This is a genomic window from Acinetobacter sp. 1124_18A (assembly GCF_052824995.1).
Genome location: NZ_VTDF01000006.1, coordinates 150,775 through 175,925, shown reverse-complemented (window position 1 = coordinate 175,925; position 25,151 = coordinate 150,775). Strand labels below are relative to the sequence as shown.

At 41.0% G+C, this 25,151-nt stretch carries 24 protein-coding genes and 2 pseudogenes; 20 read left to right on the top strand and 6 right to left on the bottom strand.

The window, feature by feature from the left end:
- The first annotated feature begins 6 nt into the window (after nt 1–6).
- The 10 genes from FY048_RS13655 (at nt 7) to FY048_RS13610 (ending at nt 10,975) form a co-directional block, all read left to right on the top strand.
- Nucleotides 7–936 carry a VOC family protein gene (locus FY048_RS13655; protein ID WP_446091497.1) on the top strand — a complete coding sequence of 310 codons (930 nt, stop codon included), beginning with the start codon at nt 7–9 and terminating at the stop codon, nt 934–936.
- Nucleotides 937–964: 28 nt separating this feature from the next.
- Complete coding sequence (locus FY048_RS13650; RefSeq protein WP_446091496.1) at nt 965–2,176, top strand: NAD(P)/FAD-dependent oxidoreductase; 1,212 nt, start codon at nt 965–967, stop codon at nt 2,174–2,176.
- Nucleotides 2,177–2,218: 42 nt separating this feature from the next.
- Nucleotides 2,219–3,442 carry an MFS transporter gene (locus FY048_RS13645; RefSeq protein WP_005042319.1) on the top strand — a complete coding sequence of 408 codons (1,224 nt, stop codon included), beginning with the start codon at nt 2,219–2,221 and terminating at the stop codon, nt 3,440–3,442.
- Nucleotides 3,443–3,465: 23 nt separating this feature from the next.
- The gene (locus FY048_RS13640; RefSeq protein ID WP_003653112.1) at nt 3,466–3,987 is read left to right on the top strand and encodes a cupin domain-containing protein; all 522 of its coding nucleotides are present in this window, start codon (nt 3,466–3,468) and stop codon (nt 3,985–3,987) included.
- Between the two features lie 36 nt (nt 3,988–4,023).
- A complete protein-coding gene (locus tag FY048_RS13635; RefSeq protein WP_270902963.1) occupies nt 4,024–4,848 on the top strand; it encodes an alpha/beta fold hydrolase in 825 nt (274 codons plus the stop codon).
- A gap of 15 nt (nt 4,849–4,863) precedes the next feature.
- Nucleotides 4,864–5,658 carry an SDR family oxidoreductase gene (locus FY048_RS13630; RefSeq protein ID WP_446091495.1) on the top strand — a complete coding sequence of 265 codons (795 nt, stop codon included), beginning with the start codon at nt 4,864–4,866 and terminating at the stop codon, nt 5,656–5,658.
- 15 nt (nt 5,659–5,673) lie between these two features.
- Entirely contained in the window at nt 5,674–6,465 is a 792-nt protein-coding gene (locus FY048_RS13625) for an aspartate dehydrogenase (RefSeq protein ID WP_016138956.1), read from the top strand.
- A 13-nt stretch (nt 6,466–6,478) separates the two neighbouring features.
- Nucleotides 6,479–7,945, top strand: coding sequence for an aldehyde dehydrogenase (locus FY048_RS13620; RefSeq protein WP_446091494.1), 1,467 nt, complete (start codon nt 6,479–6,481; stop codon nt 7,943–7,945).
- A gap of 37 nt (nt 7,946–7,982) precedes the next feature.
- Nucleotides 7,983–9,623, top strand: a complete 1,641-nt coding sequence (locus FY048_RS13615) for a thiamine pyrophosphate-binding protein (RefSeq protein WP_446091493.1) — start codon at nt 7,983–7,985, stop codon at nt 9,621–9,623.
- A gap of 155 nt (nt 9,624–9,778) precedes the next feature.
- Nucleotides 9,779–10,975, top strand: coding sequence for a hypothetical protein (locus FY048_RS13610; RefSeq protein WP_446091492.1), 1,197 nt, complete (start codon nt 9,779–9,781; stop codon nt 10,973–10,975).
- A 61-nt stretch (nt 10,976–11,036) separates the two neighbouring features.
- On the opposite strand, the gene FY048_RS13605 is transcribed toward FY048_RS13610, so the two are convergent.
- On the bottom strand, nt 11,037–12,335 hold the full coding sequence (locus FY048_RS13605) for an MFS transporter (protein WP_446091491.1): 1,299 nt from the start codon (nt 12,333–12,335) through the stop codon (nt 11,037–11,039).
- Between the two features lie 234 nt (nt 12,336–12,569).
- Between FY048_RS13605 and def the strand changes: the two genes are divergently transcribed.
- Entirely contained in the window at nt 12,570–13,052 is a 483-nt protein-coding gene (def, locus tag FY048_RS13600) for a peptide deformylase (protein WP_446091490.1), read from the top strand.
- A 177-nt stretch (nt 13,053–13,229) separates the two neighbouring features.
- Nucleotides 13,230–14,552 (top strand): glutaminase, encoded by a 1,323-nt coding sequence (locus FY048_RS13595; protein WP_016138950.1) that lies wholly within the window; start codon nt 13,230–13,232, stop codon nt 14,550–14,552.
- Here FY048_RS13595 and FY048_RS13590 read toward each other — a convergent pair.
- Nucleotides 14,519–15,307, bottom strand: coding sequence for an AraC family transcriptional regulator (locus tag FY048_RS13590; protein ID WP_446091489.1), 789 nt, complete (start codon nt 15,305–15,307; stop codon nt 14,519–14,521). The genes FY048_RS13595 and FY048_RS13590 overlap by 34 nt on opposite strands.
- Nucleotides 15,308–15,412: 105 nt before the next feature.
- Between FY048_RS13590 and FY048_RS13585 the strand changes: the two genes are divergently transcribed.
- The gene (locus tag FY048_RS13585; RefSeq protein ID WP_446091488.1) at nt 15,413–16,633 is read left to right on the top strand and encodes an MFS transporter; all 1,221 of its coding nucleotides are present in this window, start codon (nt 15,413–15,415) and stop codon (nt 16,631–16,633) included.
- A 69-nt stretch (nt 16,634–16,702) separates the two neighbouring features.
- On the opposite strand, the gene FY048_RS13580 is transcribed toward FY048_RS13585, so the two are convergent.
- Entirely contained in the window at nt 16,703–17,848 is a 1,146-nt protein-coding gene (locus FY048_RS13580) for an aldose epimerase family protein (protein WP_446091487.1), read from the bottom strand.
- A 192-nt stretch (nt 17,849–18,040) separates the two neighbouring features.
- On the opposite strand from FY048_RS13580, the gene FY048_RS13575 reads away from it, so the two are divergent.
- Complete coding sequence (locus FY048_RS13575) at nt 18,041–18,487, top strand: hypothetical protein (protein ID WP_446091486.1); 447 nt, start codon at nt 18,041–18,043, stop codon at nt 18,485–18,487.
- 12 nt (nt 18,488–18,499) lie between these two features.
- On the opposite strand, the gene FY048_RS13570 is transcribed toward FY048_RS13575, so the two are convergent.
- A complete protein-coding gene (locus FY048_RS13570) occupies nt 18,500–19,375 on the bottom strand; it encodes a LysR substrate-binding domain-containing protein (protein ID WP_446091556.1) in 876 nt (291 codons plus the stop codon).
- 184 nt (nt 19,376–19,559) lie between these two features.
- Between FY048_RS13570 and FY048_RS13565 the strand changes: the two genes are divergently transcribed.
- The 5 genes and pseudogenes from FY048_RS13565 to FY048_RS13545 form a co-directional block, all read left to right on the top strand.
- Nucleotides 19,560–20,309, top strand: a complete 750-nt coding sequence (locus FY048_RS13565; RefSeq protein WP_252609727.1) for an SDR family NAD(P)-dependent oxidoreductase — start codon at nt 19,560–19,562, stop codon at nt 20,307–20,309.
- Nucleotides 20,310–20,387: 78 nt separating this feature from the next.
- A complete protein-coding gene (locus FY048_RS13560) occupies nt 20,388–21,689 on the top strand; it encodes an MFS transporter (RefSeq protein ID WP_446091555.1) in 1,302 nt (433 codons plus the stop codon).
- A 19-nt stretch (nt 21,690–21,708) separates the two neighbouring features.
- On the top strand, nt 21,709–22,554 hold the full coding sequence (locus tag FY048_RS13555; protein ID WP_080645743.1) for a transketolase: 846 nt from the start codon (nt 21,709–21,711) through the stop codon (nt 22,552–22,554).
- Between the two features lie 10 nt (nt 22,555–22,564).
- Complete coding sequence (locus FY048_RS13550; RefSeq protein ID WP_000080243.1) at nt 22,565–23,569, top strand: transketolase family protein; 1,005 nt, start codon at nt 22,565–22,567, stop codon at nt 23,567–23,569.
- 110 nt (nt 23,570–23,679) lie between these two features.
- Nucleotides 23,680–23,805 (top strand): annotated as a pseudogene (locus tag FY048_RS13545) (hypothetical protein); the annotation flags it as partial.
- A gap of 9 nt (nt 23,806–23,814) precedes the next feature.
- Here the strand turns inward: FY048_RS13545 and FY048_RS13540 are convergent.
- Nucleotides 23,815–24,018, bottom strand: coding sequence for a hypothetical protein (locus FY048_RS13540; protein ID WP_016138941.1), 204 nt, complete (start codon nt 24,016–24,018; stop codon nt 23,815–23,817).
- A gap of 83 nt (nt 24,019–24,101) precedes the next feature.
- Between FY048_RS13540 and FY048_RS13535 the strand changes: the two are divergent.
- Nucleotides 24,102–24,304, top strand: a pseudogene (locus tag FY048_RS13535) (DUF559 domain-containing protein); the annotation flags it as partial.
- Here FY048_RS13535 and FY048_RS13530 read toward each other — a convergent pair.
- Complete coding sequence (locus tag FY048_RS13530) at nt 24,304–25,131, bottom strand: TIGR02391 family protein (RefSeq protein WP_016138940.1); 828 nt, start codon at nt 25,129–25,131, stop codon at nt 24,304–24,306. The pseudogene FY048_RS13535 and the gene FY048_RS13530 overlap by 1 nt on opposite strands.
- Nucleotides 25,132–25,151 lie beyond the last annotated feature (20 nt).

Below are 25,151 nucleotides of genomic sequence, written 5' to 3'. Positions count from 1 at the left end.
GGTCAAATGATTACAGGGATCGAGATTTTAAAGTTTGGAGTTGAAGATAGAGCCGCTTCAAACAAGTTTTTAGCAGATTTTGGTTTAAGCCAAAGTACTTCAGATATTGAAGGCACAGATCTTTACCAAACCCAAAATGGCAGCAAGATTTATCTATTTAATTGTGATGATGCACGTTTGCCAGTTGCCATTGAGCAAGGTTCAACTTTACGTGAAGTGACTTGGGGCGTTGATAGTGCTCAAGACATTGAAGACTTGGCAGCTCGTTTGGCTGATGTAGAAGGTTTTAAACGTTCTGAAAATACAGTTCAGTGTCTTGACCCAAATGGCATGACCATTCGTTTTGAACAAAGCTTTGTTAAAGATGTGTCTGAACTTAAAACGCAAGGCATTAACCAATACGGCAACATTCAACGTGTCAATGCAGCAAGTCCCGTCTATGAAAAAGGTCAGCCTGTTGCGATTGGACACGTGGTGTTCTTTACACCAGATTTGGCAGCAACTGAAAATTTCTATATTGAAAAAGTAGGTTTTCATTTATCGGATGCTTACAAAAATCGCGGTGCATTCTTACGTTGCCGCGGTGAAGGTTATCACCATGATTTATTCTTGCTCAGTGTTCCAAATAAACCTGCTGGTCTAAATCACGTTGCATTTGTAGTACGTGATATTCATGAAGTAATTGGGGGCGGTTTAAATATGAATCGTTCGGAATGGTCAACTTTTATTGGACCGGGACGACACCCAATTTCTTCTGCTTATTTCTGGTACGTCAACTCACCATTGGGTGGTGCATTTGAATATTACACTAACGATGACTATTTGACAGAAGAATGGCAGCCACGTGTAGAAGAACATCGTCTAGAGCTTTTCACCGAATGGGCGATTGAAGGTGGTCTTGATGACACAACTCGCCGTCAGGTGAAGCCTGTTTAACAGGTATTGCTGAACAAGGAAGATGGCTATGGAAAAGATCGTAATTGTAGGTGCTGGACAGGCAGCGGGCTGGGCAGTAAGTACCTTACGTCAAAATGGTTATGTTGGTGAAATTCACGTGGTTTCAAATGAGAATCAAGTGTTTTATGAGCGTCCACCACTGTCTAAGCAAGTACTTTCAAAAGAAGCAACTTATGAAAGTTTGAATCTGTTCTCTCCTGAACAGGTTCAAGAGTTCAATGTTCAATGGCACAAACCGGAAATCGCAACAAAAGTCGATCGTGAACAAAAACAGGTTCATCTCGAAAGTGGTCAGGTTTTGCCCTATGACAAATTACTGATTGCAACTGGAAGCCGTGCTCGTGTGCCAGTGAATACATGGCAGTTCATTCCAAATGTTGTGACCTTACGTAATGTACATGACTGTGAACGCTTGGCTAAAATTTTAAAGAATGCAAAGAATGTTGCTGTGATTGGCGGCGGATGGATTGGTCTTGAAATTGCTGCAACTGCACGTAAGCAAGGTAAAGAAGTTCATATTTTTGAATATGGCGACCGTTTATGTGCAAGAAGTGTGAGTCCTGAAGTGTCTGCATTTTTAAAAAATATGCATGAAACTCAAGGTACACAAATTCACTTAGACAGCAAGAGCCTTCATTTAATTGAAGCACCAGATAAAAAAGTTGAAGTAGTAAACCATCCACAAAATAGTCAGTTATTTGACTGCGTTGTGGTAGGTGCAGGCGCTGAAATTGCCAAAGAGTTAGGTGTTCATGCTGGCCTCGATGTGAAAGATGGCATTGTGGTGAATTGTTTTGGGCAAACTTCAGATCAAAACATTTATGCCGCAGGTGATGTCGCAATTCATCCGAGTTTGGGTTATTGCATTCAGTCTTGGGCAAATGCACAAAATCAGGCAATTGCCACAGCGAAGTCGATGCTTGGAATTGAAACTGAATACAGTGATATTCCATGGCTCTGGTCTGATCAATATCACTTCAATATTCAAATTTTAGGAACTTACCAACCTGAAAAAACCAAAGAGTTAGTGATTCGCCAAGGTGGTGAAGATCAGGTGAGTTATTTATATCTGGACCATGAAAATCGTTTGCTGAATATGATTGCCATTAATGATTCTAAACTGGTCAAACTGGCAAAACGTTGGATGCAAGCCAACACTGTTTTAGACCCAAAACTGTTAGAAGATTCTGAATTTAATGTCATGAAGTTAAAACCGTAAACATTAAATCTGGTTCTCATTACCAAATCGAAGGAATGACACATGAGTAATGAAGAAAAAAGTGGATTAAAGCATTGGGTACCTGCTTTTGTCCTTATGGTGTGTGTGGTACTGGCATTTTTCGACAAGATTAGTATTGCGGTTTTATTTTCAGATCCTCATTTCCAAAGTGCAATGGGAATTGCTGAAGATAAGGCCAAGCTGGGATGGCTCATGACAAGTTTCTTACTTGCTTATGGTTTTTCATCAGTCTTTCTAAGCTTTTTGGGCGACATCTTTAACCCGAAGAAAATGCTGTTTTGGAGTGTAACTTCATGGGGTTTACTCATGTTTTGCATGGGGTTCACCACCAGTTATTCAGGCATGTTGATTTTACGCGTGCTGTTAGGTTTGGCAGAAGGTCCGTTGTTTGCCTTGGCTTATACCATTGTAAAACAGACATATACAGACCGTCAGCAAGCACGTGCTTCAACCATGTTCTTACTTGGAACACCAATTGGTGCATTCCTTGGGTTCCCGATCACTGCAAATGTTTTAGCACACCATGACTGGCACACCACTTTTTTTGTGATGGCTGGGTTAACGCTAATCGCTATTTTCAGCATTGTTTTCGGTTTGCGTAATTTGCAACTTAAGAAAACTGTCGAAATTGAAGGCGAGAGCAAACGTACCAATTTCAAAGGCCATATTGCTAATACCAAAATACTTTTGAGCAATAGAGCGTTCTGGCTGGTTTGTCTCTTCAACATTGCATTGATGACTTATTTATGGGGCTTAAACAGCTGGGTTCCTTCTTACTTAATGCAAGACAAAGGCTTCAACCTCAAAGAATTTGGAATGTATTCAAGCTTTCCATTCATTGCCATGTTAATTGGCGAAATCATCGGTGCTTTTTTATCTGACAAGTTGGGTCGCCGTGCAATTCAAGTATTTAGCGGCTTATTACTCGCAGGCATTTTCATGTATGTGATGGTCATCATGACAGAGCCATTATTGATTATTGCAGCGATGTCTTTAAGTGCGATGGCTTGGGGTTTTGGAGTAGCTGCTGTATTTGCTCTGCTTGCAAAAGTAACGACCTCAAATGTAGGGGCGACTGCGGGCGGAATATTTAATGGTTTGGGTAATTTTGCAAGTGCAATTGCACCTGTACTTATCGGTTACATCGTGATGCAAACACATAGTTTTAATTTAGGAATTACCTTCTTGGCTGCTGTCGCTGTCATTGGGTCATTTTTCTTGGTTCCTCTTTTAAAACGATATTAATTCACTGTATAGGAGTTTAAAAAATGACTACACAACAATTCGAATCGTGGGCACAACCAGAAAATTCTTCTTTAGAAGATTGGTTAAACACGCGTATTGCTCGCTTTGAGACACGTAAATATGACTTTGAGGCTTTGAAGTTCCAAGCCGATTACGACCCGAAATATCGCCGTGCGCAAATGCGTTATATGGGTACAGGCGCAACAGGTGTTGCAAATGACGGTAACACTGTACCAGCAGAAAACTTTACGTTTTCGACCATGGTGTTGCCACCTCAGTGTGAAGGTCCTTTGCACATTCACCACGACGTTGAAGAAGTTTTCTTTATGCTTCGCGGCGAAATTGATTTGTTCATTGAACACAACGGCGAGAAATTCGAGACCCGTTTAAAAGAGCGTGACCTGATTTCAATTCCACCGGGAATCTACCGTGGTCTATTTAACCCAGGTCAAGAAGATGCCTTGATGTGTGTGATGTTGGGAACAGGCAAACCGACGATTCCAAACTATCCACCAGAGCACCCATTGTCTCAAATCAAACGTTAAGCGCTTGATGATGTGAGTTAAGGGAAAGGAATAAAAATGATGACACTCATTGAAAAGTTAGCAGAATTTCCGGTTAAAACGGTGACTGTTCAAGGCCAGCAACAAGCATATCGAGAAGCCGGTCAGGGCGAATACCTCGTGCTGTTACATGGCATTAGTTCAGGTTCTGCTTCTTGGGTGAACCAACTTGAAGTGCTGTCTCATCATTTTCATGTCATTGCCTGGGACGCACCGGGCTATGGCTTGTCAGATGAACTTTTAACTGATCAGCCGAATGCTACCGATTATGCAAAGCGTTTGGCAGCGCTGTTTGAAGTTTTAAAAATTGAAAAAGCAATTGTTGTTGGCCACTCATTAGGCGCCTTACAGGCGAGTGCATTTGCTGCACTTTATCCAGAACGAGTAGAGCATTTGGTGATCGCCAATTTGGCTCAAGGCTACCAACGTCAAGATGAACAAACACAAATTCAGGTTTTTGAAAAAAGACCAAAAATGTTGAAAGAGTTAGGCGCTAAAGGTATGGCAGAAAGCCGTGGGCCTCATTTGATTTATAAACAAGAACCACAAGCCTTGGCTTTAGTTTCAGAAGTGATGCAGCAGTTGACCCTACAGGGATTCACCCATGCATCGTACTTACTCGCATATGACGAAATACGTAATTATTTAACAGATTTAAAAGTCCCATGCACAGTGATTGCAGGGCAGCAAGATCAAATCACTCCTGCGTTAGGTATACAAGAGCTTGCTCAGGAATTGCAGTTGGAACAGCACTACATCATCCAAGATGCAGGACATCTAAGTTATGTCGACCAACCGCAAGCATTTAACCAAATTATGTTGACGATTCAGGAACAATCGTAAGAGAGATTAAGGATTATGAGCTTCCAAGTTGAAGGAAAAGTTGCAGTTGTTACGGGTGGCTCCTCTGGGATTGGGCTGGCTGCTGTTGAAATATTGGTTGCAGAGGGTGCAAAAGTAGCTTGGTGTGGTCGCGATGAAGAGCGTTTGAATGTGTCAAAACTCTATATTTTAGAGAAATATCCACATGCCAATATTTTTACCAAAGCATGTAATGTGTTGAAAAAAGAAGAAGTTCAACAATTTGCCAAAGACGTAAAACTCAATTTGGGCAATGTTGATATGCTCATTAATAATGCTGGACAAGGCCGCGTTTCAAACTTTGAAAATACGCAAGATGAAGACTGGATGAAAGAAATTGAGCTGAAGTATTTCAGTGTTTTACATCCGGTACGTGCTTTTCTTGACGACTTAAAACAGTCAGCAAATGCCTCAATTACCAATGTGAACTCGTTACTGGCATTGCAACCAGAACCACACATGATTGCGACTTCATCTGCACGTGCTGCACTGTTGAACTTAACCCATTCTTTGGCACATGAGTTTACTCAATATGGTGTTCGCGTGAACTCGATTTTACTTGGAATGGTTGAATCTGCGCAGTGGAAACGCCGTTATGAAACTCGTTCAGACTTAAACCAGTCGTGGGAAGAGTGGACAGGCAATATCGCAAAAAACCGCGGTATTCCAATGCAGCGTTTAGGCCGTCCAGAAGAGCCTGCCCGTGCTTTAGTTTTCTTGGCATCACCATTGGCATCTTACACCACAGGTTCGGCAATAGATGTCTCGGGTGGTTTTAACAAACATTTATAAATATTAGGTGCTGTCATGAAAAAGTTGATGATGATTGGTTTTGGCGCAATGGCAGCAGAAGTGTATGCCCATTTGCCTCAAGATCTGCAACTCAAATGGATTGTCGTGCCATCTCGCAGCATTGAAAAAGTGCAGTCACAAGTCTCTTCTGAGATTCAGGTGATTTCAGATATTGAGCAATGTGATGGTGCGCCAGACTATGTCATTGAGGTGGCAGGTCAAGCAGCAGTGAAAGAGCATGCTCAAAAAGTTTTAGCGAAAGGCTGGACCATTGGTCTAATTTCGGTGGGTACTTTGGCTGATAACGAGTTTCTGATTCAGCTTAAACAAACTGCCGAAAAAAATGATGCACATCTGCATTTACTTGCAGGGGCAATTGCGGGCATTGACGGTATTTCTGCGGCCAAAGAAGGTGGTTTGCAAAAAGTCACTTACAAAGGCTGTAAAAGCCCAAAAAGCTGGAAGGGCAGTTATGCAGAGCAATTGGTCGATCTAGACCATGTTGCAGAGGCTACAGTCTTTTTCACAGGAACTGCCCGTGAAGCTGCGACCAAATTTCCAGCCAATGCCAATGTTGCAGCAACGATTGCACTTGCAGGGCTTGGAATGGATGAAACCATGGTTGAGTTAACTGTTGATCCAACCATCAACAAAAACAAACATACCATTGTGGCAGAAGGTGGCTTTGGACAAATGACCATTGAACTGGTGGGCGTGCCGTTGCCAAGTAACCCGAAAACATCAACTTTGGCCGCGCTTAGCGTGATTCGTGCTTGTCGCAACAGTGTAGAAGCAATACAGATTTAAGAAGGATTTGATCATGGCGAAGGAAATTTATGTTGCAGGTGAATGGCGATTAGGCCGTGGTGCAGTCATTCAAAGCCTGTTTCCGGCAGATCAGTCGGTTAATGCAGAGCTTTCAACAGCAACGCTTGAAGATGTAAATGAAGCAATTGAAAAAGCAGATCAGGCTTGGCGTCAACCGAGCTGGAGAAACAGCTTACCGCATGAGCGCGCACGTATTCTCTATAAAGTTGCAGACATTATTGAAGCGCGTGTCGATGAATTATCAAAACTACAAACCCGTGATAATGGTAAGCCTTTAACCGAAACTCGCGGTTTAGTGATGAGCGCTGCGGCGACTGCACGTTATGTTGCGGCGGCATGTGAAACGCTGAATGACGAGCTCACCACTCAACGTGCTCCAGACTTTATGACCATGAGTGTACATGAGCCTGTCGGCGTTGTGGCAGCAATTACGCCTTGGAATTCTCCAATCGCGAGTGAGGTTCAAAAGCTTGCTCCAGCTTTGGCAGCAGGAAATGCTGTGGTGTTAAAACCAGCAGAAGCAACATCACTCATTGCCTTAGAGCTTGCCAAAATTTTTGAAGAAGCTGGCTTACCAAAAGGCTTACTCAGTGTGTTGGTTGGTCGTGGTTCAGTCATTGGCGACGCAATTGCTCAGCACCCGTTGGTTCGTAAAATTTCTTTTACAGGTGGAACAACCACGGGTCGTCATCTGGCACATATTGCCGCAGACAAACTGATTAGCACTTCGCTTGAGTTAGGTGGTAAGTCACCAACCATCATTTTACCGGATGCAGATGTCGAACTGGCTGCTAAAGGTGTCGCGTACGGAATTTTTAGCTCGGCAGGCCAAGCGTGTATCGCAGGTTCTCGCTTGTTTATTCATAGCAGTCTTTACGATCAGTTTTTAACGCGTTTGGTTGAAATTACCAAAGGCTTACGTGTGGGTCATCCAGAACAGGCTGGTGTGCATTTAGGACCATTGGTCAATGACAAACATTTGCAGTCAGTTGACCGCTATGTGCAGCTTGCCAAAAGCGAAGGTGGTCAGATTCTGATTGGTGGTGAAGCTATCACGACTGGTGACTATGCCCAAGGAAGCTATTACTTACCGACCATTATTACGGGCTTAAATAACAGTGCTCAAACTTGTCAGGAAGAAATTTTTGGCCCTGTTTTAGTGGTTATGAAATATGACAACGAGCAAGATTTAATTGCCCAAGCCAATGACAGTTGTTTTGGTCTTGCCGCAGGCATCTGGACTGAAAGCTACCGTAAAGCTTGGCGTATTGCACGTGTGTTAGAAGTGGGAACAGTGTGGATTAATACCTACAAAAAGTTCTCGATTAGTGCGCCGTTTGGTGGCTTTAAAGACAGTGGTATCGGGCGCGAAAAAGGCCGTTTGGGCATTTTATCGTACATGCAACAAAAGAGTATTTATATGGGGCTGAATGAACAGCCTAACCCTTGGTGCGATTAATAAATTCAAGGACTGAAACAAATTTTGAGGAACAGACATGACTGAACGTGTAAATGTAGGCGAAGCAATCGCAAGAGTATTAGAAGCGCACCAAGTTGATAGTATTTATGGTGTTATTTCCATCCACAATTTACCTATTGCAGATGCAGTAGGGCGCCGTGAAAAAATGCGCTTTGTTGCAGCACGCGGTGAAGCGGGTGCAGTCACTATGGCAGATGCACACTCGCGTTTTAAAGGCCTAGGTGTAGCGTTAACCAGTACGGGTGCTGGGGCAGGTAATGCGGTAGGTTCACTGATTGAAGCAATGAATGCGGGTAGCCCTGTATTGCATTTAACGGGTCAAGTTGAGCGTGAATATCTTGACCGTGATGCGAGTTTTATTCATGAAACTAAAGACCAACTTACATTCTTGCGTGCATCAAGCAAAGCAGCATTTCGCATTACCAGTCCAGACAATGCTGTTGGTGTGATTCGTGAAGCTATTCGTGTCGCAACTACAGTTCCAATGGGACCGGTAAGTATTGAACTACCAATTGATGTGCAAGCCGCAGAAATTGATTTGCCACTTAATCTTGGGCCAGTGAAAGCACTTGAGTTGCCACAGGCAGAGCAAGCTGAAATTGATTTTCTTGTGAGTGAAATCAAAAAAGCAAAACGCCCAATTTTCTGGATTGGCGGTGGAACTTTAAATAGCGTTGCCGAAGTCAAAGCAATTGCAGATTTAGGTATTCCGGTGGTGTCATCGACCCACGCTCGTGGGGTGTTGGCAGATGATCATCCGCGTAGCTTAGGTGCATTCCATAACTCGGCGGCGGTTGAGCAGTTATTAAAAGATGCTGACTTAATGGTTGTATTGGGTTCTCGTTTACGTAGTAATGAAACTAAAACCTATTCGGTTGAGTTCCCTGAAAATATTGTTCAGGTAGATGCAAACCCAATGGCTCAACAACGTAATTACAAAATCCGTAACTTCATTTGTGGTGATGCCAAAGATGTCTTAACACGTGTGTTAGAACAGCTTCAAGGGACTTCAAAAGTTGATGCCGATTACGATGCCGCTGTAGTGGCTGCTAAACAAGCTGCAATTGATGCACTGCGTAAGCAAATCGACCAATATGCTTTAATTTGTGATCACTTACGTACAGCTTTACCGCAAGATGGCATTTTTGTACGTGACATCACCATGTCGGGTAGCACATGGGGCAGTCGTTTATTCCCTGTACAAGCACCAAACCAAAATATCCACTCACTCGCGGGTGCAATTGGTTTAGGTCTTGCAACAGCAATCGGTGCCTCGGTAGCTAACCCTGACAAGAAAGTAATTGGTTTAGTCGGCGATGGCGGCTTAATGCTGGGCATTGGTGAAATTGCAACTATGGTGCAAGAAAACACCAACATGGTCTTAATGATTATGAATGACGGTGGTTATGGCGTAATGCGTGGCATTCAAAATAACTACTTTGGTGGTCGTCAGTATTTCAATGAATTGCATACACCAGACTACAAACTTCTTGGCGAATCAATGGGTGTGAAGAGCTGGAAAGTCGGTAGTGCAGATGAATTTAAAACGGTTATTCAAGAGGCTGTCGCTTTTGAAGGACCAACTGTAATCGAGCTCGATATGAACTCGATTGGACCATTAAACTTCGCGGGCCCACCGCAAAAAAAACTGTATTAACCAGTTTGGATGGTTTAGTACATATGCGATGGGAGCTGCTAAGCCATCCTTTTTTTAGATAATTTTTTTTGTCTAAAAAGCAATAAAAACTAAGTTTTACAGGTAAAACAAATAAAGTTCCAGCAGGACGCTGGAACTCAATCAAGGATGTAGAGATGAAAAAGACTTCATTGATCATGGCATTCATTGCACCGCTTACGCTGGGGGTAAGCGTCAATGCATTTGCAAAAGATTCATTACTTGAATGGAAAAGTGATGATGGCACCGACTCATTAAAGTTAGGTGGGGTGGTTCGGTTAAATCAGCGCTATGAAGATTGGGAAGGGCCGAACCGTGGTTTTGGTAAGCTCCATTTTGATATTTTCAGGGTAGATCTAAAAGGTAAGTTTGATGATGCCTACATCAATGCCAGTTATATGTTTCAAGACCAACAGAAAACGTCCATTGAAAAAGCATATGTTGGCTATAACTTAGATGCCAATAACAGCATTGAAGCAGGTCTGGTTTATAAACCATTTACGATTTATCCCTATCCGCAAAATGGCTGGACTTACCACATTCCATTCTTTTTAGGCTATGGAAACAATATTGCACCTGGGATTAACTGGAATTATCACGACAAAGACTGGGATTTAAAACTCGGTTATTACCCGCAAATGTTAGAGACAAATTTGCGTTATTCACCAGAGAGTGCAACTTATGATGACTTGGCAGGAAATGCATTTCCATCTCAAAAAGCTTATCAAAATGAAAAGCGCAATCAGGTGAATACCCGCATTGTTCGCAAGTTAGAAACTGATTTCGGTAAGCAAGAGTTTGGTGTATCGGGTGCAATTGCCCAGCTACATAATGATATTACAGATAAAGACGGCAAATATTATGCAGTCGGTTTGCATACCGAAAACAACTACAAACGCTTTAATTTACAAAGCTCGGTCATTCATTATCAATACGATGCTAAAAATCCGGATGGTGTAAATAGTGATATGACTTTAATGGGGGCGAACGGACTTACGCCAGCTTATTTCATTGCTTCAGAAGGAACGATTGCCAGTTTAAACCTTGCCTATACGTTGCCTGTGACCAACATGGGTAAGTTAAAATCCATTAAGTTTTATAATGACTATAGTTATCTGGATAAAAAACGTGATGATTGGTCAGATTCGCAAATGAACACCACAGGTATGATGTTTATTGCTTCACCATTTATGGTTTGGGCAGATTATACGTGGGGTAAAAACTCCAACATTATTGGTGGCTCGACCAACTCAACAGGTTATACCTCGGCCACTTCGCTAAACAGTGATAAATGGCTATACCGCATTAACTTTAATATCGGGTTTACTTTCTAACGTAAGCAGCAATAAAAAACCACGCGATCGGCGTGGTTTTTTATTTAATAATTTAAAGCTTTTAATATCTGTTTTTTTCAAACTTATTCCAAAATACAAATGCGGTCATAAAGGCTAGAATAGTCAGCGCGAAAATATAATACATCGCACCAATATCACTATATTGACTGAGCCAATGTACTAAAGGCAGTGTCAAACCACCCACAATTGCATACGATAAATTATAAGAAAATGAAATGCCTGAGAAGCGAACAGGTGCGGGGAACATCTTGACCATACTGCTCGACACCATGCCGACAGTACCAGAGCATAGACCCAACAACATATATAAACCAAAAATAGTTGAATGTGCGGCGTGACCTAAACTGTTATAAAAAACTGCTGCTGTGAGTGCTACAGCAAGTGCACCGACCATCATGACTTTACCGCAACCAAAACGGTCAGCAAAATAGCCTGCCAAAATACAACCGACCATTTGCATAATAATGGCGGCGCTTTGCATTTCAAAAGTCTGCGCGCGTTCAAAACCAAATGAACCAATCAATAAATTGGGCATGGCTAAAATAACCACCACCACACAGCCTGTTAAAAACCATGTAAATAGCATGCCAATCACAACGGCTGTTTTATGCGTTTTTAACACTTGCTTCACTGGCATTTCTTTTGAAATTTCTTTACGTGACTGCATGGCTTTAAACACAGGTGTTTCTTTTAAATAAGTTCGTAAATAAAGTGCGACTAGACCAAAAATACCACCTGCAATGAAAGGAATACGCCACGCCCAGTCATGGATTTGTCCTTCACTAAAATTCAGTGAAATCCATAGAGACATGAGTGCACCTAATAAAATTCCTAAAGATAGTCCGGCAGTGAGTAAACCATTTGCCAGTCCGATTTTTCTTTCAGGTACGTGTTCAGACACAAAGGTCCACGCGGCTGGAATTTCACCTCCAATCGCAATACCTTGCACCACACGCATGAGCAATAAAAGTAGCGGTGCCAAATACCCAATATTTTCAAAGGTTGGCAATATCCCGATAAATAGGGTAGGCAGTGCCATCAGGAAAATAGAAAGCGAAAACAGTTTTTTACGCCCGACCAGATCACCAAAATGGGCCATTACAACTCCGCCTAAAGGACGAAAAAAGTAACCTGCTGCGAAAATACCGTAAGTGTTCAGCATGGCCCAAAATGGGCTAAGCGTGCTGGGGAAAAAGAGGTCGGAAATGATTTTGGCGTAAAACACATAAATCACGAAATCGTAAAATTCTAAAGCGCCGCCCAGTGAAGAAAGGGCAAGGGTTCGTTTATCTTCTTTATTAAGATAGTTCGCATCCTGCAAAGTTAAGTCCTGATCCATTTTTTTACTTAGTTGTTGTAATTGAAGTTTGGATATTAATGGAAAAGTGAAGTAAAAGTAAATGGAGGAAATTTGTTCTATTAAGAGGTGTAGATTTCATCACTCAAATAAAAATGCTTTAAAACAAAAAACGCATTAGATGATACAAAAACAGATGTAGGAATGACTTTTCTTTTGAACCGTTCAGCGACACAATAAAACTTGTCATAGCCAGTTAAATGAGAGATTCAAAGGATGAGTGTAGTTTTACCTGTCGCAAAGCGTGGTGAAGATATTTTAAAACTCATTGCGGCTTCCGTTTCGACAAATGAGTTAAACAGTAATTGGCTTTATCAGCTTGCTGATGCTATGCATGCGACAATGCTTGAGCGTAATGGCGTAGGAATTGCTGCACCGCAAGTTTATATCTCTAAACGAGTCATTATTGTGGCATCTCGACCGAACCTACGCTATCCGGATGCTCCTGAAATGGAAGCTGTGGTGATGGTGAATCCTGAAATTTTAGAATTTTCGAATGAAACGCTTTTGGGTGAAGAAGGCTGCTTAAGCGTGCCGGATGAACGCGGACAAGTTGAACGTGCAGAAATGGTCAAGGTTAAATATTCAACACTTCAGGGTGAAGTCGTTGAAACGATTTTTCACGGTTTTCCTGCCCGTATTGTTCAACATGAAGTCGATCATTTAAATGGTGTTCTATTTGTAGAAAGATTAATCTAATATTCTATTTAAAGTTTTGAAAAACGTATAATGAGGTTGAAATAAATAAGCCATCGGAATTACAATACTTATATCGTGATTTTTATTTCACTCAAAAATTATAATTTTAATATTATCAGCGGATTGTGCTGAAAAAATGCTCGAAAGTGTAAATCTCCTCATTTAAGGTTACTCACCATGAAAACCCCTCTCCCAGATTATTTGGCAAATGTGATAGAAGCCTGTGAGGTAGATAATAGCGGGCATCTAGCTGACTATATTCCAGAGTTAGCAAATGCAAATCCAGATCGATTAGCTTTAGCCATGTCTACGGTAGATGGCGAAATTTATTCGATTGGAGATGATGATACTGAATTCACCATCCAGTCGATTTCTAAACCATTTGTATATGCCTATGTTTTACAACAGCTTGGCATTGATGCGGTGCTCAATAAGGTAGGAGTGGAACCTTCAGGGGAAGCTTTCAATGAAATTTCATTGGGGAAAGATGGTCGTCCTAAAAACCCGATGATCAACTCTGGCGCAATTACTGTACATTCCTTGATTCAGGTCAAACATGGTTTACATAGCGCAGAAATTTTACGCCGTTTTATGAGCGAACTTGCAGGACGTGAATTAAGTTTTGATGAGTCAGTTTATGATTCGGAAGTCAAAACAGCCTATCGTAATCTTTCGATCGGCTATATGTTGCGAACAGTAGGAATTTTAGAAACCGATCCAGTCGATATTGTGAATGGTTACATTCGCCAATGTGCGATCATGGTTACGGTTAAAGATTTGGTCCGTATGGGTAGTGTGCTTGCCAACGGTGGGGTTGACCCTAAAACTGGAAAGCGTTTGTTAAACCGATCTGTGGTTAGACAAGTGCTCAGTGTCATGATGAGCTGTGGCATGTATGATGCCGCAGGTGACTGGCTTTCAACTGTTGGCATTCCTGCTAAAAGTGGTGTAGCAGGGGGTATTTTAGGTGTGCTGCCGGGTCAGGTCAGTATTGCTGCTTTCTCTCCTCGTTTAGATGAGCATGGTCATAGTATTCGAGGCATCGATATTTTAGAGCGTTTATCTCGTGACATGGGATTACATCTCATGGAAGGTACACCTTCAGCACAAACCATTGTACAAAGCCATTACCGTACAGGAAAAGATGCTTCATTAAGTGTGTATGTGCTTCGCGGCGTATTGAAATTTACCGAAGCTGAAATGTTGTTGCGCATTTTACAAGATGAGACAACTGATCAAAGCACAATTGTCATTGATTTAACCCAGATTTCACTTATCCATGAGGTGGGTAAGCGCATGTTTTTAGAAGGCGTAGATCGTCTAATTGATGATGGTCATACCCTTGTTTTGGTCGATCCTGAACAGCGATTAGATCATGCGAGAACAGGTAAAGATCGTGAGCTTCATGTCTACCACGATTTTGATGATTTGCTCGAAAAGCATGACCTACCTGCAAAAAAAAAGACTTATAACGACATCGCAACACTTCTAAACTGCTGAGGTGTTTTTCCTAGGTGTCGTTTAAACATTGCACTGAATGCGCTGGGGTTGGTATACCCCAGTGATTCAGAAATTTGAGCAATAGATTCACCATTCGCGATTTTACTCAAGGCAAGTGCAATATGCATTTGCTGGACCCATGCCCGATAAGACAGCCCAGTTTCTTTTTGGAACATGCGCATTAAAGTTCTCGAACTCGCACCAATATCATCTGCCCAATCTGTTAAATCTTTTGATTGATTCGGAGCGTGTAATAACGCTTGGCAAATTTTTAATAGTCGTTTGTCTTTTGGCCATGGAATCTGGATAGGCAACAAATTGGCTCGATGAATTTCTTCAAAAATCAGAATTTGCAAAGAACGCGAAAGCTCTTGAGAGGTCGTAATATTGGGTGATTCCTCTCGTTCAATTTCGTTTAAACGAATCAAAAGCTCATGCAAAAGATTGCTCACTCGAATAATAAAGCAATGTTGCCCCATTAAAGCAGCTGCATTTATTTCAACCAAAGCGGTATTTAATTTAACGTGACTGAGAGAAATCACACTGTGCTCGACATGAGCAGGAATCCATAACGCACACATGGGTGGCACAATCCAGACATTATTCGGTGTAAATACCTGAATGTTCCCAGTGGACGCATATAAAAACTGCGCACGTGTATGCGTATGAGTCGGCGTGATTTCTCGGTAAGCATGCTCGGAAGATAGCCCAATCACAAGTTCAGATAAATCAGACTGAATAAGAGAATCGGACATAATCCATCCTAAAAATTGTCACTTATACAATGATTATTGGAAGATAACTTTATAAGCGACAATTTACAATAAGCACCTTACTTAGAATATTGGAGTTTTTCAGGTATGACGTCTTCAATACAATTGAAAGATGGTATTGCCAATACCGTTGCAAATGATCAGCCGCAAGGAATGATTATTAAAATTGTAGGCGCCGTGGCGGTTGCACACTTACTGAATGATTTGATTCAAGCCGTGCTACCAGCTATTTATCCAATGCTAAAAGCAAACTTTTCGCTGAGTTTTGCTCAAGTTGGCCTGATTTCGTTTGTATATCAAATTACAGGTTCGCTGCTTCAGCCTTGGATTGGACTTTATACCGATAAACATCCAAAACCATATCTTCTCCCACTCGGAATGATGGTCACATTCTGCGGCATCATCTTGTTGGCATTTTCACCAAGCTTTACAGTGTTGTTATGTGCATCTGCGCTTATTGGAGTAGGCTCTGCAACTTTCCATCCTGAAGCTTCGCGGGTGGCGCGAATGGCATCGGGTGGGCGCTTTGGTACGGCGCAGTCGACTTTTCAGGTGGGCGGAAACACAGGTACTGCCATTGGTCCATTGTTAGCAGCGTTGTTGATTGTTCCATTTGGGCAGCATGCAGTTGCAGGCTTAGTCATATTTGCACTTTTAGCCATTTGGGTTTTATTTGGTGTAAGCCGCTGGACGGTGAGTCATGCTAAAAATCAGGTAGCTACACGTGCAAACCAAGTACAGAGTAAATTACATGGCCGTAAGCTGATTATTGCTTTGAGCACGATTAGTGTGTTGATGTTTGCTAAATTTACCTACATTGCCAGCATTAGTAACTACTTTACTTTTTACTTAATTCAAAAGTTCCATATCAGTATCCAGACTGCTCAATTGCATTTGTTTGCTTTCTTGGCTGCTGTCGCTTTAGGAACATTTGCGGGTGGCCCAATTGGTGACAAAATTGGTCGTAAAGCTGTTATTTGGGTTTCATTTGTAGGCATGGCGCCGTTTGCATTAATGATGCCGTATGCAAACTTATTTTGGACAACTGTCTTGTCAATTATCACGGGTTTAGTACTGTCGTCTGCTTTTGCTGCCATGGTGGTTTACGCACAAGAAGCTGTTCCGGGCCGTGTCGGTATGATTGCAGGTTTAATGTTTGGTCTTATGTTCGGGGTAAGTGGTATTGCCGCAGCAGGCTTAGGGCATTTGGCCGATGTTAACGGCATTGAATGGGTATTTGGATTGTGTTCATTGTTACCATTATTAGGTTTCGCAACCGCATTTTTACCAAATACAAAAGTTAAATAAATGAAAAGACTCTCAGTCATATTAAACTGAGAGTCTTTTTTAAGATGAATATAATTCCAATTCAAAAGACTATTTTTGAATACCAAATTTAAATACGGTGACACTGTTATACGTTTGATTTGGGTTCAAACGAGTAGATGGGAAAGTTGGTTGATTGGGGCTGTCTGGAAAATGCTGTGTCTCTAATGCTAGAGCATCTGCTTGTCGATAAAGTACGCCGTTTGCACCAGCAATATTTCCTAATAAATGATTCGCCGTATACATTTGAACGCTTGGTTCAGTGGTTAGGACTTGCATAGTCCGTTTAGATTTTGGGTCAACAACATTAGCTGCAAGATTTAATTTCCCTTGAGACTTTTGATTAATTACCCAAGTTTGATCATAGCCATATCCATACGCCAATTGCTGATGATTCGCTCGAATATCTTTTACAATTGCTTTAGGAGTCCGAAAATCAAAAGGTGTACCTGCAACTGAAGCAATTTCACCTGTTGGTAAAGAGTTTTGATCGGTTACCAATATACGGTCTGCATTGAGTTGTACCACATGATCTAGTACGCCATACGGGTTGTTCCCAGCTCCTGACAAGTTGAAATAACTGTGATTTGTAAGATTGACGACTGTCGGTTGATCAGTTTTGGCTTTATATTCAATCTGGAATTCATTTTGATCTGAAAGACTGTAGATTACTTCCACATCTAACTTTCCGGGAAAACCTTGATCACCATTTGGACTGGTTAACTTAAGAGAAGCTTTAACGGTTTCACCTTTAGAAACGAGGGGCTTAACTTGCCAAACACGTTTATCAAAACCGGGATTACCACTATGTAATGAATTCGGTCCATTATTTTTTTCAAGATTATACGTTTTTCCATCTAAGCTAAATTTAGCATTACCAATACGGTTCGCATAACGACCAATTAACCCACCAAAATGAATGCCTTCTTTGGTATCAGTGACTTCATAGCCTTTTAGATCATCGAAACCCAAAACAATATTATTTTGTTTACCTTGTGCATCGGGAGTCAAAATCTGTGTAATTACCCCACCAAAGCTAATAAAAGAAACAGAGACTCCTTTGTTATTGCTCATGGTGTATAGATCAACTTTTTGACCATCTTGAGTTGTGCCATATGGCTTTACATTTAATGTTGCTGCATTTGCAAGTTGTGCAAAGCTATAAATCGCAACACCTAAAATTACTAATTTTTTCATGTTTATACTCTATTTTTTAATCATGGAATTGGATGAATATAAGGTTGAATTTTCGTCTTTTTAAAGAGTTTTTTATTATATATAGTGTTAATGATGATTAGCCCGTTAATTCTAAGTATTGAACAAACTAGCTCAATTTAAAGTTATAAAGAAATTAATCTTATTATCAAAATTCAACAGTAAGCAATTTTTATGACTCATCCTGACTCGGTTTTAAAGTTTTCTCTTGGTCTTAATGGCTTGTCATTTGACATAGATAATCAAAATATTCAACTCGAACAGGGCTTGAGTTTTGTTGATTCAAAAAGTATTAGCTATGGTGTTATTGATGAGCTTGCTATTGAAAAGATGATTTATTTCATTGAAGAAATCATCGAGTCAAAGCCCCTCAGAAATTTAAATATAAGTGGTGTAGCTGTTACGTCTGATGCAGCCATGACACAACTCAGTGAGTTATTTTTTAGTGCTAAAAAGCAAATCAGCCGTATTGAGCTTGAGCATGGATTTAATGATTTTATTGAGCGTTTGAGCTACTACACAAGCCAAGTAGCCCCTGATCAGCTTTATGTTTTTACCTACTTTGTATTTGTTCGAGAGATGATGCATCACTTAAAAGTTGAGCAAATACAAATCATTTAAGAAATCACTTTCTCAATCTGCTAACTCATCATAAATCCAGTTTAAAAATAGCTCAATTTTAGGAATAAATTGATGTGTTCGTGGATACACCAAATGATGAGCAGAAATAGGAATTGATAGTTCATCGGCAAAAACTCTCACTAACTTTCCAGATTCCAAATAATTTTGAGTGAGTAAATTACTTTCTAAAACAAAACCTAGTCCGTGTGTGGCTGCCTCAAGTGACATATAAGAGCGGTCAAAACTCAAAGTGTAGGGAAACTCAGGAATGCTTAAACCCTGATGGGCAAACCACTGCGGCCAAGTGACCAACGTTGAGCGCGATAAAATCAGTTCTTTTTTTAATAAATCTTGAGGTTTATTTACTGGACTGCGTTCAAGTAGTTTGGGGGACGCAAGTACTTCTAGCTTTTCATTACGAATCGTTCTGATTTCTACGCCTGTCCAGTTGGGCAAACCATGACGAATATCAATGTCGATCTTGTCGCGGGTAAAGTGCAAATTTTCATAAGAGCAGGACAAATTGACCTGAATCATGGGGAACTTTTCTTTAAATGATTCGAGGCGAGGAAGCAACCAAAGCAAACCAAAACTTGGGGATGAGTGAATATATAAACTGTCTTTCGGGCTTTTATCAGCAGCTTTTTCAGTCGCTAACATTAGGTTATGCAAAATGGTCGTAACGTCTTGAAAATAGCGTTCACCAGAAGGGGTAAGCGTCACACCACGGGCACCACGAATAAATAAACTCTGCCCAATCATTTCTTCAAGCTTAGCAATTTGGTGACTCACTGCCGAAGGCGTGAGATTTAAATTTTCTGCTGCCTTGGCAACATTGCCAAAACGGGCAGTTTGTTCAAAAGCCTGTAATGTTTTAATTGAGGGCATCTGGTTGAAATTGTTTTCACTGCTATCCATGAAATGATCCGTTTTTATCCCTAAAACTTATTTAAAAATAGTATAGGCATGAATTTTTTTCATGTCTTGTTGAATTCGAGCTGATTGCTGGGCTTTGTGAAAAAAGAGATTCTAAGTCAGAACTCAGGAAATAAAGCGTAAAAGAGGATTGAACATGTTACTACAAGGAAAAGTGGCATTAATTACCGGTGCAGCATCAGAACGTGGAATTGGGCGAGCAACCGCAGAAATCTTTGCACAACAAGGTGCCAAAGTCATTATTGTTGATTTAGATCTTGCTCAAAGCCAAAACGCTGCAAAGGCACTTGGTGAAGGACATTTAGGTCTTGCTGCAAACGTTGCAAATGAAGAACAGGTCAAAGCAGCTGTTGAACAAGCACTACAGCACTACGGCAAGATTGATATTTTAATTAACAATGCAGGCATTACTCAGCCAGTTAAAACACTCGATATTCAGCGCAATGACTATGACCGTATTTTAGATGTCAGCCTGCGCGGAACACTCATTATGTCGCAAGCCGTTATTCCATCGATGAAAGCAAACGGCGGTGGAAGCATTGTGTGCTTATCTTCAGTTTCGGCACAGCGCGGTGGTGGTATTTTTGGCGGGCCGCATTATAGCGCTGCAAAAGCTGGTGTTTTAGGTTTGGCAAAAGCGATGGCTCGTGAGTTTGGTCCCGACCAAATTCGTGTAAATTCACTTACTCCAGGTCTAATCCATACTGATATTACAGGCGGTTTAATGAATGATGACCGTCGCCATGACATTCTTGCTGGTATTCCACTCGGACGTTTAGGCAAAGCACAAGACGTTGCAAATGCAGCATTATTTTTGGCAAGTGATCTATCAACTTATTTAACTGGCGTAACACTTGATGTAAATGGTGGCATGCTGATTCATTAATCGCGCGCCATTTAAAAACTAAAAATAGAATGATGGTCACAAGAGGATACTGTGGCCAAATGTAAAGGGATTCGCATGATGGATACAGTACTTTCATCTGAAGTAGATACGGCACTTCGTAAGTCAGCCTATCGAAAAATTGCATTTCGGCTCATGCCATTTTTAATGCTTTGTTATTTTTGTGCCTATTTAGATCGAGTGAATGTTGGTTTTGCCAAACTCCAGATGATGAACGATTTACAGTTTAGTGAAGCTGTATATGGGTTAGGTGCAGGGATTTTCTTTATTGGTTATTTCCTTTGTGAAGTGCCAAGTAACATCGTACTTCACAAGGTAGGTGCAAGACGTTGGATTGCTCGTATTATGATTACATGGGGCATTTTGTCTGGCTGTTTTGCCTTTGTTGAAACTGAATGGCAATTTTACACCTTGCGTTTTTTACTTGGTGTTGCAGAAGCTGGTTTGGCACCGGGCTTGTTGCTCTACCTCACTTATTGGTTCCCATCTTACCGCCGTGCACGCATGACCGTACTTTGGTTTATCGCGATTCCAATTTCAGGAATGATTGGTGGGCCGCTTTCAGGCTTAATCATGGACCGAATGAGCGGTGTACATGGTTGGTTCGGCTGGCAGTGGATGTTCCTCATTGAAGCCATTCCTACTGTGTTTGTTGGCCTATTGGTACTCGCTGTTTTAAAAGATTCAGTTCAAGACGCCAACTGGTTAACTCAAGACGAAAAAAACTTGGTGAAGCAAGAGCTTGCTCAAGATAACCAGCACAAAGAAGGTCATGCTAGCGTTAAAGAGTTCATCGCAGATAAGCGCTTATGGTTACTTGCAGGCATCTATTTTTGTGTAGTGATGGGCCAATACGCCATTACCTTTTGGTTGCCAACTCTCATTCGTAACTCAGGCATTAGTGATAACTGGCATATCGGTTTGCTTACAAGCCTGCCTTATATGTGCGCCATTGTGGTTATGCTTTTGGCCGGGCGTAGTGGTGACCATTTCCAAGAACGCCGTTGGCACTTAATTATTCCGATGTGTGCAGGCGCTATAGCACTCACACTTGCGACTTTATTCGCTTCAAATCTAACGCTCTCTTTAATTTGCCTTTGCATCGCAGCCTCAGGTGTGCTGACTGCATCCTCTTTATTTTGGATGTTACCGACCAACTTCTTGGGTGGTGTTTCTGCAGCGGCAGGTATTGCAGCCGTCAATAGCTTCGCCAATCTCGCAGGCTTCTGCTCACCTTATTTAATTGGTTGGGTCACCACCAACACAGGTTCAAATGCAATCGGCATGTTCTTAATCACAGCAGTATTAATTTTCGGTGCCAGTCTGGTTCTGCGTGTTCCGGCGAAACTGGTCAATCGTTGATAAGGAATAGTAAATGACAATGTTAAATATTGATAAATCAGGCCAAATTGCCGAGTTGCAACAACGTGCCTACCACATTCGCCAACATGCTTTACGTATGGGACAAGTACAAGGTCAAGGCTATGTCGGACAAGCTTTGGGTGCAGCAGATCTACTGGCAGTATCTTATTTTCATGCCATGAAATATCAGCCAGAAAACCCTGAATGGGAAGGCCGTGACCGTTTTTATCTCTCTATTGGGCACTATGCAATTGCACTTTATGCGGCCTTAATTGAAGCGAAAATTATCCCGCTTGAAGAACTTGAAACCTATGGAGCAGATGACAGTCGTCTACCAATGTCGGGTATGGCTTCATATACACCGGGCATGGAAATTACAGGTGGTTCATTGGGGCACGGTCTTGGAATTGCAGTCGGTGCATGTCTAGGGTTGAAACAGAAAAAGTCGGATGCTTTTGTCTATAACTTACTGTCCGATGGTGAGTTAAATGAAGGCTCAACATGGGAAGCCGTGATGTCTGCGTCTCATTGGAAACTAGATAACCTAATTGCCATTATTGATGTGAATAATCAGCAGGCAGATGGACACTCAAGCGAAATTTTAGCGTTTGAACCGATTGTAGACCGTTGGCAGTCATTCGGTTGGTACACCCAACGCGTAGATGGCAATGACATGGAAGCTTTACTTAAGGCATTCAATCAAGCACGAAACCATGAGGGGGCATGCCCACGCGTCATTATTTGTGACACCAAAATGGGTAAGGGTGTGTCGTTCTTGGAAAGCCGCGAAAAAACACACTTCATTCGTGTTGATGAACATGAATGGGATGACGCTTTAAATATTTTGACCCACTACGGACAGTAAGGAATACACCATGAGCCAGTTAGCCAATCCTCCTAAGAAAAAACTAACCACTTCGGCAATGATTGCTTCTATTGCTGCCGAGGGCCAACCGACCAAACCAGCTCCATTTGGACATGCACTGAATGCTTTGGCAAAAGAGCGTGACGATATCGTAGGTTTGTCAGCAGATTTATCAAAATATACTGACCTGCATATTTTTGCTAAAGAAAACCCAGACAAGTTTTTCCAAATGGGCATGGCAGAACAACTTTTAATGAGCGCAGCAGCGGGGCTTGCCCGTGAAGGGTTTGTTCCCTTTGCGACTACCTATGCAGTGTTTGCATCACGCCGTGCCTATGACTTTATTTGTATGGCGATTGCTGAAGATAATCTGAATGTCAAAATTGTGGCTGCACTTCCAGGGTTAACCACGGGCTATGGCCCCAGCCATCAGGCAACCGATGATATTGCGATTTTCCGTGCAATGCCGAACTTGATGGTCATTGACCCATGTGATGCCTTGGAAATCGAACAAGCGATTCCTCAAATTGCCGCTCATAATGGCCCTGTATATATGCGTCTATTGCGTGGGCAGGTTCCATTAGTGCTCGATAAATACAATTACCAGTTTAAATTGGGTAAAGCACAGGTGATTAAACCGGGTAAAGACTTACTCATTATTTCGACTGGCTTATTGACCATGCGTGCGCTTGAGGCAGCCGAAGAGCTTGAAAAAGAGGGCATTGAGGTTTCAGTGTTGCATGTGCCTACAATTAAACCTTTAGATGAACAAACTATTTTGGATGAAGTCGCAAAAGGTGGTCGACCTGTTTTAACAGCCGAAAATCATTCAGTCATTGGTGGGTTAGGGGAAGCTGTCGGCTCACTACTTCTAAGAAATGGACAACATCCTCGTTTTGACATGATTGGTTTGCCAGATGCATTTTTAGATGCAGGGGCATTACCCACTTTGCATGATCGCTATGGTATTTCAACTGAAGCAGTTAAAGAGAAGATTAAGTCACATTTGAAGTAAAGTTCATGTGTGTTTGATATAAATAGTATCGAAAGGAAATCTCTTAATCTTAAAGATTGGGGGATTTTTATTCACTGATTGTTTAATCTAAAAGTGCTAGGTAAATGGATTTTATTGAGCATTTGAGCTACTACACAAGCCAAGTGTCCCCAAATCAGCTTTATGTTTTTACCTACTTTGTATTTGTTCGAGAGATGATGCATCACTTAAGAGTTGAGGAAATTCAAACCATTTAAGAAATGACTCTAAAAACGTAAAAAATAGGGAATAACGGATAGTAGAGTACCAATGCCACTAAGCAAGACATTACTTTCAATAAAATAAGGAAAAATCATTAAAACTAAACCCACAGAAAAAGGCACAGTCATTTTTTGCTTTTTTCCATAGAGAAAATAGCCGAGTCCAATTGAGCTAAAGATTACGCCGAGAAAAAGTTGAGTTGTGTTCATAATGATGTTTCGTGCATTGTTATTCTCTGGCAGATATTATGCCAAGACTCTTAAAAGAATATTTAAAAAATAAGAGAGTTGTGATGCAGAACAATAGCTTAAAACTTCCATCGCGTGATTTACGTAACAATATGGCCGATACAGAACAGTAGCTATGGCAAACATTATGCCTTAAGCAAATTTTAGGATTACAGTTTTGTCGACAAAGGCTAACTCCTAACTTTATTATAATTTCTATTGTTCAGTAATAAGCTTAGTTATTGAGTGTGAGATTGGGCAGCATTATCATTTTCCTTCGTACATTTTTTTAGGCTCCAGTGCTTTATCTAGTTTTCTATGAATTAATGAAATAGTTGATAAAATGTCCAAAGCATCTTGTTCATTAATATTCCATGTAATCTTAGGAGCATGGGCAGTAGTATTCCTAAAAGTACCAAAAACTCCTTTTAGTAGATTCATAAAACCTTTTTGCTCACTTTCATCATTTTCAGTTTTTAAATAACTTAACGCTAAATGAGGAATTTTACCTTTGAAGGAAAATGCTTGATCTATTAACTCGGCTCCATCAGATGTCAAATTTGTTTTCATTCTAATTTTCTCTGCAATACTTTTTGTAGCTTCAAAAACGGCATGGAAATAATTATCAACTAATAATTCAGCCTTACAAAAATGAAGAACATCATTATGAATTTTTCTATCCATAAGAGCTTTTCTTAATTGCTGTGCTCGCGCTTCTGCTTCAGATAGGGTGGTTGTAGCTTTTATTTGTCTTATTAATCCTGTTTCTTCTAATTCTAAACCTTCAAATGAAAGTACAAAATTTAACTTTTTACGCATATCTAGAAACCATTCTTGGTTATCAAAGTGTCTTGATGGTTTCATTACATGTTGAATAAAGCTGATTATATTATTTGAACATCTATCATTATTTTGTTTCTGTTCTAGAGCATCATACAATTTTTTCCGTTTGGTGGAATTAAGTTGGGGGTCAGAGATATCGCATTCGGATAAATATTTAGATATCTGACTACCTGTTAATCCATTTTCTGTATTACCTAAAATATTACAAATAGATTCTAAGCTTGCTAACTCAAATTTTTTAATTATTGCCATTTGAAAGTTTTCTAAAAATA